The sequence below is a fragment of the Micromonospora sp. U21 genome (assembly GCF_018070045.1).
In the GTDB taxonomy this organism is placed as follows: Bacteria; Actinomycetota; Actinomycetes; order Mycobacteriales; family Micromonosporaceae; genus Micromonospora.
The window spans coordinates 21,589-28,814 of sequence record NZ_JAGPYK010000050.1; the positions used below are offsets into that span (position 1 = coordinate 21,589).

7 protein-coding genes are annotated in these 7,226 nt (G+C 68.2%); 3 read left to right on the plus strand and 4 right to left on the minus strand.

Features of this window, described 5'->3' with window-relative positions; translation table 11 throughout:
- Positions 1 to 609: 609 nt before the first annotated feature.
- Together KBX63_RS33200 and KBX63_RS33205 are read right to left on the minus strand one after the other, a co-directional pair.
- Positions 610 to 1,452, minus strand: coding sequence for a TRM11 family methyltransferase (locus KBX63_RS33200; RefSeq protein ID WP_210918241.1), 843 nt, complete (start codon positions 1,450 to 1,452; stop codon positions 610 to 612).
- Positions 1,445 to 1,969 (minus strand): hypothetical protein, encoded by a 525-nt coding sequence (locus KBX63_RS33205; protein WP_210918243.1) that lies wholly within the window; start codon positions 1,967 to 1,969, stop codon positions 1,445 to 1,447. Before KBX63_RS33205 ends, KBX63_RS33200 begins: the two co-directional genes overlap by 8 nt.
- A gap of 328 nt (positions 1,970 to 2,297) precedes the next feature.
- Between KBX63_RS33205 and KBX63_RS33210 the strand changes: the two genes are divergently transcribed.
- Both KBX63_RS33210 and KBX63_RS33215 read left to right on the plus strand, forming a co-directional pair.
- On the plus strand, positions 2,298 to 3,074 hold the full coding sequence (locus KBX63_RS33210; RefSeq protein ID WP_210918245.1) for a hypothetical protein: 777 nt from the start codon (positions 2,298 to 2,300) through the stop codon (positions 3,072 to 3,074).
- Positions 3,075 to 3,481: 407 nt separating this feature from the next.
- Positions 3,482 to 4,216 carry a dienelactone hydrolase family protein gene (locus KBX63_RS33215; protein ID WP_210918248.1) on the plus strand — a complete coding sequence of 245 codons (735 nt, stop codon included), beginning with the start codon at positions 3,482 to 3,484 and terminating at the stop codon, positions 4,214 to 4,216.
- A gap of 169 nt (positions 4,217 to 4,385) precedes the next feature.
- Here the strand turns inward: KBX63_RS33215 and KBX63_RS33220 are convergent, their stop codons facing one another.
- Positions 4,386 to 5,495 (minus strand): endonuclease/exonuclease/phosphatase family protein, encoded by a 1,110-nt coding sequence (locus KBX63_RS33220; protein ID WP_210918251.1) that lies wholly within the window; start codon positions 5,493 to 5,495, stop codon positions 4,386 to 4,388.
- A gap of 15 nt (positions 5,496 to 5,510) precedes the next feature.
- Between KBX63_RS33220 and KBX63_RS33225 the strand changes: the two genes are divergently transcribed.
- Complete coding sequence (locus KBX63_RS33225; protein WP_210918254.1) at positions 5,511 to 6,068, plus strand: DUF4240 domain-containing protein; 558 nt, start codon at positions 5,511 to 5,513, stop codon at positions 6,066 to 6,068.
- A 182-nt stretch (positions 6,069 to 6,250) separates the two neighbouring features.
- Here KBX63_RS33225 and KBX63_RS33230 read toward each other — a convergent pair whose 3' ends face one another.
- Positions 6,251 to 7,021, minus strand: a complete 771-nt coding sequence (locus KBX63_RS33230) for an SDR family NAD(P)-dependent oxidoreductase (protein ID WP_210918256.1) — start codon at positions 7,019 to 7,021, stop codon at positions 6,251 to 6,253.
- Positions 7,022 to 7,226: the final 205 nt, after the last annotated feature.

The following is a 7,226-nucleotide window of genomic DNA, read 5'->3' on the forward strand; positions in this document are numbered from 1 at the left end:
AGGGCGTGCCCGCGACCAACCCGGCGCATGCAGCCACTTGAACGGTGGCCGTGTCGTGGTCCGGGTGCACGTCGGTGTGTTCGCCGACGGCCGCAAAGGTGCTGTGGAGGAGGTGGGGCGGGGTGGGGTGATGGAGGTCGGCTGGGACCTCACCGTCTGTCAGGTGCTGGGTGGGACGCATGGTGTCCTCCGTAGGACAGCAAGGAGGCGACCACCGGTTGGTGGCCGCCTGAGGGGATGGTGGAGCCGCACCCTGGTCGCGCGGGGCGAGAGGTGTGGGGTTGGTACGTGCCAGATCCGAGGCTGGCGGCGGCGGCCGACCATGGTTGGTGGGCGCAATGCCGTCGCGCGAGGCGTCAGATCAAAGGAACGTGAAAATAAGGAGAGCCCTCAAGCTAGCCGGTCCGGGCGCGCCGTCGGCGGGGCTGTCAGGTTCGGCCTGCTGGCAGAACCTGACAGCCCGGCAACCCGGACCTTGTGTCGGGGTTGCCGGCCGCGGCGGGACTCGCCGGGACTGAGGCCCGCCTGGCTGAGCTCGTCAGCGGCTTGGTCAAGCCCTCTCCGGCGTCGGCCTTTCCAGGTCCGATACTCCTGGACATGGCAAGGCTCTCAAGGGCGGCGGAGGACCAGCACGTCTTCGTGCGCCACCAGGTGCACGGGGATGCCGTCGTCGCGGCTGCGGCGGACCGCCATCATCCCGAACATGCTGGCCCGGTGCACGACCTGCCCGTCACGGACGGCGGCGAGCATCGCCGCCGTCCGCTCCACCGGGACCAGCCCGGCCGATTGCGCGGCGGCGAGCAGCTCGCCGGGCAGGTCGATCAGGTCATCGCGTTGGCGGCGTACCGGTCGGGAGGTGATCACCACGATTCCGCCGGGACGCAGTAGCTGGTAGCTGGCGGACAGGATGGAGGCGAACCCGTCGAGCAGGCGGGACCATCCCGCATAGGCGAGGTTGCCACGCTCCCGGTCCCCATACAGGTGGTCCCGCTTGCGTACACCGCTCCTTGTCGTCTGTACGAGGCCATGCGTCCCGCGCCCGTACGGCGGCGAGGTAAGTACGAGGCTGACCCGGCCTGCCGCCGACGCGGGCACCAGGTCGAGCAAATCGGTGGCGTCCCCGGCGATCACCGTGGCCGTGCCCGCGGCGCCTTGCGACGCGGCGAGGGCGACGTTGGCCTCGGCGAGTGCGGTGTAGGAGGGTTCGATGTCGATTCCGATGCCCTGCCGGCCGAGGTGCATGGCTTCCACCAACGTGGTGCCGCACCCGCACATCGGGTCGAACACCACATCGCCCGGCGCGGTGTATGCGCTGATCGCGTACGCGGCCAGGTGAGGCAACATCTTGGCCGGATGGCTAGAGGTCTCCCGGACGTAGCGGCCTCGCCGCTGGTCACGGGCGGGTATCTGGCAGGTCAACCACACCGAGGTGATCGGCAGGCGCTCAGCCATCGGCGCTCCCGCCCTCTATCGCGCTGCGGGTCAGGATCAGCACGTCGGTGTGGATCGCCAACTGCGCCTGCTGGCCACGCCGGGGCGGCCGGTCTGCCGCCACGATGTGCTGCAGGTACGCCAGCCCGGCCCGCTTCGCGGCGATGACGACGTCGACCGGCACGGCGACGTCGCCGTGCGCCAGCAACACCGCCACGCAGCCGCCCAGCACGAGATGGGCGCGGCAGCGGAGGAAGAACTCGACCGCAGAGGCGTCGGCAACCGGCCAGCCAGTGACGATCAGCGTCGCCGGCTCACGGCCCCAGCCGACCTGGCGGGTCGCCTGCAGGTGGCTACGACGGTGCGCCGCGATGACCGCGCGCGCCAACTGCGGTCCTTCGACCAGATCGACGATGAGGTCGGACGGGTGGGTGAGGTTGTGGACCAACCGCACACCCATCGCGTTGGACATGGTTTCCCCCTGATGCGGGGCGGGGACCGGCCAGACAGTGATCGGCACGGGCGGGTCGCCGGGCACCACGTCCCCCACGGGAACCGGCGCGCGGTGATGGTTTCTGTCGGTCATGGGCGCGGTGGCCCCCGGACCGGCGGGCGTACTGACGATTCCCAGTGCGCCGCTGACAGGCCGATCGAACCCGCCCCTGACCTGACAGCACCGGTCATCCGGACCGGTCTGGCAGCAACGTCAACAGGCCGGCGTGGTGAGCGCAGTGGCGAACCTGACACGACCAGTCACGACCTATCCGGGTCTGACAAACGCTCGTCGTGTCAGGTCGCGCTGTCCCAATCGAAGGTCTCGAAGCCTTCGCACGGGGCGAAGCGCACCCGTCAAGGGAGACATCATCATGGCAACGATCACCCGCATGACAACGGCCAGCACGGCTCTGACCACCGCTGAGAAGGCTTTCGAGCTGCTGACCTGCGAACCCGCACCGCTGGTGTTCGACGCCCGGCCGGTGCCGGGCCTGCCAGACACCACGATGCCGCTGGACGAGCTGCGCAAGCTGCTCATGTTCGAGCGCTACGGCAGCGACACCACCGACGAGGTGTGGCGGCAGCTGGCTCACCACGCCCGCGAATGGGGACCGGCCTGGGTCGTCGGCGCGATCGGCGTGGCGTTGCCCGCGCTGACGCACCTCGCCGCGAAGATCAGCCGTGGCAACGCGCGTCACGCCGACGACGTCGACTCCGAAGTCCTGGCCGGCTTCCTGCAACCTCTGCGCAGTGCCGATCTCGCCCCGCCCCGACTGTGGCTGCGGCTCTGCTGGGCGGCCTGGCGCGCCGGCGCCGCGGTCGTCAAAACCGACGACGGCGAGGAACTGCCGCTGGACCTGCCCACCGGGTCGCGCTCACCAAGGATGCCGTACGGGCATCCGGACCTGCTGCTCGGCCGGGCAGCCGCCGCCGGCTTGATCACGGTCGAAGCCGCTGAGCTGATCAGCGCCACCCGGTTCGGCGACGCGCTGATCGAGCACCTGGCTGCCGAGAAGGGCGTGAGCGCGCCAGTCCTGCGGATGCGTCGCCGCCGCGCCGAACGGGTCGTAGCCGCCGCCGTCACGCGGGGCGACCTGTCCGGCCCGAGCCCCTCGGTCAGCCGCTGCGAAGCCGCCATGGCGGCCTGACAGCGCCACCCGCTCGGCATGAGGCCGAGTACAAAGTACGGCGTGACAGACAACGATCCGCTTTCGGCGCGATCAATGCAGATACTCCCGGGGGCTGCTCTCGCTACCAAGCCGACACTCCAGCCGGATAGACCTGATCCCCGCACCACCTGGCAAGCGCGCGGATCGCGGCAGATGCGGACGTACGGACCGGCGGCTGGATCCGTCCTCATTCGGTCGGCTAGGTTATGAGCCATGACTACCGGGACGGCATCGCGCCACGCACGGATTGGTGACCCGGTGCCCTTCTGAGCCCCGTACGGGCCGGTGCCGGCCCGCTCATGGATCGGGAGTCCTGCACTTCTGCGCGGGCTCCACCTCCGTCGTGTTGACCAAGGCTCGCGGCCTCAACGACGACAGGAGAAGTCATGCCGACCAAGATGCTGCACATCCCCACTGCGGACGGCCAAGCCGACGCGTTCGCTGCTCTCCCCGACACCGGCGGGCGACGCCCGGGAGTGCTGATGTACCCGGACGGCTTCGGCATCCGGCCCGTGCTGCGGCAGATGGCCTGTGAACTGGCCGAGCACGGCTACTACGTGCTCATCCCGAACGTCTTCTATCGGCACGGCCCGGCACCCGTGATCGCGCTTCCCGAGCACATCGGAGAGGACGCCCGGCCCACGATTTTCGCCCACCTCATGCCCATGATCAAGGCGCACACCGCCGAACGAACCCTGAGCGACGCCGACGCCTATCTCAGGTTCCTCACCACCCAACCCGAGGTCAGTACCGGACCGGTCGCGGTGACCGGCTATTGCATAGGCGGCCTCATGGCGGTACGCACCGCTGCGGCCCACCCCGACCAGGTGGTTGCTGTTGCCGGATTCCACGCCCCCGTAGGCGCCGACGGGCCGGACGTCCTCTCCAAGCTCACCGCCCAGCTCCACTTCGGTCACGCCGAAGGCGACATAACCCCTGGCGCCCTCAAGGAGCTCAACGAGACCCTGAATGCCACGGGCGTCAATTACACCTCCGAAATCTATCCCGGCACCATCCATGGCTTCACCATGTCCGACACCGACGCGTTCGACCCGGCCGCGCTGCAACAACACTGGGACCGCCTGTTGTTCCTGCTCGGCAACACCCTGACCACCGGCTGATCGTGGGAGTTGCTCTGGGGTCAGGCTGCCCGAGCGGCAGGCTGGCCCCAGAATCGATCAACGCACTACTTTCGGCAGATCAGGATGCCGAGCGGTAGCCGCCGCCGTCACGCTCCGCCACGCGCGGATCGCGGCATGAGCGGATGTCGGACCGCGCATAGGACCTACTTCAGCCCCGCCAGCGCAGGTCTGCGACCACGGCCAGGTGGTCGGAGGGATGGACGCCTCCGACTGGCTCGCCAGCCAGGTGCACACCCTCCACCAGAACCTTTTGGTCCTCCCGCCCAGGGCGGAAGAAGATGTGATCGATGCGCTGGTCCACCATCTGAGGTCCGGCTTCCAACGGTGCAGACGGATGGGTCGACGGCAGGGTGACCGCGTCGGCTGATCCCCCGCCGGCGCTCCAGGCGTCGATCAGCACATCTCGTGCCCGCCGCAGGACCGGAGAGTCGACCGCCGCGTTCAGGTCACCCATCAGCAAGACCGGACAGGCTCCGTCGAAGCGCGGGTCCGTGGCCAGATCAGCCACGAAAGCCCCTTGTGCAATGCGGTCGTCGGTAAAGGGAACGCCGTAGTCGAGGCAGGCCGCCACGATGGTCAGCGGCCCGCTCGGGTGATCTACCCGGACGTTGAGCGCGACTGGATCCCAGCTACGGTGCCGGGCGGGCATCACCGCTGTCTCATGACTGATGATCGGCCACCGGCTCAGCACCGCAATCCCGAGATCGATCCCGGCCCAGTCGGCCGTGGCCGGATCGTTCGGGGCAGGAGGGTAGGACGGCGAGGCGAACACCGCGTGCATCTGTAGCGCCTCCGCCAGCTCGTCCGCCTGAGTCGTCCCGTCGCCTGCCCAGACCTCCTGAAGCGCCACGACATCGGGACGAAACTTTTCGAGCGTCGCTCGGATGCCTAATTGCCGATCTTGCCAGCGCGGCCCGAACCTCCACCAGATGTTCCATGTCATCACGCGGACCATGCTGTCAGCCATCAGCAGACCTCCGTTGACGTGGCGGGTGACGCCTGACTCACGATCAACATAACGCCGAGCCGCTTTGGCCGCGAGCCCAGCGTCAACCGCCACAATCCCCGCGCCAGCTGCCTCGTAGCAGCGACGATCGCCCGCGCCGTCCACCATGATCCAATGCGCGCTCATCGGCAGTTGCGGACGTCGGACGCTGTCCCGGGTGCGCCTGGTCGTCAGCTCCACCGTGACTCCGCCGACTCGATTACGGATGGCACGTCGTTCGGACCATCCCACGGCGTGCTGCTTCTTGATCACAGCTATCGTCTGGACGTGACCGGCTTCTGGGAGTTGATCGAGGAGTCTGCGGGGCAGGCGGATCGGGCGGGGTGGATCGAGCGTCGGCTCGCGGCCCGGACGCCGGCCGAGATCGTGGAGTTCGACATTGCCTTCACCGCCGCACGCCGCCGGGCCGAAACGTGGACGGTGTGGGCCGCCGCCTATCGGATCATGTCCGGCCTGTGCTCCGGTGACGGCTTCTGGTACTTCCTACCGTGGCTGGTCGGTCTCGGCCGGGACAGCTTCGACCGCGTGGTCGCCGACCCCGACGCGCTCGCCGATGTCCCTCAGGTGCGCCGGCTGGCCGCGATGAGAATAGACCGGAGGACCGACGATGACTGGCCGGAGTGGGAGGCGCTGAACTATGTCAGCCGGCAGGCGTATGACACGGCGACCGGTGAGAGCGAGGGCATCATCGACGCGTTGCGGGCACTCCACCACGAATATCCGGAAGACCCGGCGCCCACTGGGGACGAGTGGGACTTCGACGACGAGGCGGAGACGGGCCGCCGCCTGCCGCGGCTCAGCGCGCTGTTCCCAACCGGGCGCTGACCCGCGGACATTCAGCATGCGCCCCGCGTGCTGCACGGCCTGAGTAATCGGGTCGACTACCTCGGTTCCAACACGCGCACATCGGCATGTCCGGAAACTCCAAGGGCTCCTGCTGGGCGATCACGCTCCGCAGCGCGCGGATCGCGGCAAATCCGGGCGGTTGTGATTGAGGGTGTTTGCCGTCAACGGCCGAGTACGGCACCGCCGTTGAGACCGATGATCTGCCCAGTCAGGTAGCCGGCGTCCGGTGAGGAGATGTAGCGGATGGCCGCTGCTACATCAGCGGGTGTTCCGGCCCGTCCGACGAGGGTTTCAGCCACCTTCGCCGTCACGAAGTCTGCGGTGTCCTGACCGTGGAAGATGTCGGTCTCCTGGACATAGCCGGGCGCGAGGACGTTGACGGTGATGCCGTCCTTGCCGAGCTGGCGAGCCAGGCCCAAGGCCCATCCGTGCAGGGCCGCCTTCGCCGCAGCGTATGAGCCGGCTGAGTGCGACCCGGCCCCTCCACGTTGCGCGGCCGCGGAACTCACCATGATGAGGCGGCCGCCGGGCCGGCTCAGCTGCTGCAGGAGCGCGTTGGTCAGCAGTACCGCGGTGAGCAGGTTGATGTTCAGGTCATGCTGCCACGACCTCGCGAGCGCTTCGAGGCTTTCGTCCGCCGGCGGCCTGATGATCGCCCCCGCGTTGTTGACCAGTACGTCGACAGCGCCCAGCTCGGCAATCCGCGCGGCGGCACCACGAACCTGCTTCGGATCGGTCAGGTCCGCACTGACCGGAATCACGTGATCCGCCCCGGTGGCTTCGTTGATCTCAGCGCGCGCCTGACGCAGCAGCTCCTCCCGCCGGCCGATGACGACTACCCGATCGCCCTGACTGGCGAACATGCGAGCGATCTGCTTACCGATGCCGGTGCCACCACCGGACACCACAGCAAGACGAGAACCAGTTGCCATGCCGTCACCATAACGATCATCCTTGGTGATCTCATGCCCCGCATCCGCTTCTCGGCATGTCCGGACACTCCGAGGGCTACTGCTGGGTGGTCACGCTCCGCCGCGCGCGGATCGCGGCTGGTGAGCGTGCGTCGCAGCACCCCTCGTCAGCACATGTTGACGAATCGGTCGGCGTCAGCATATGCTGACATCATGTCCGCAATCG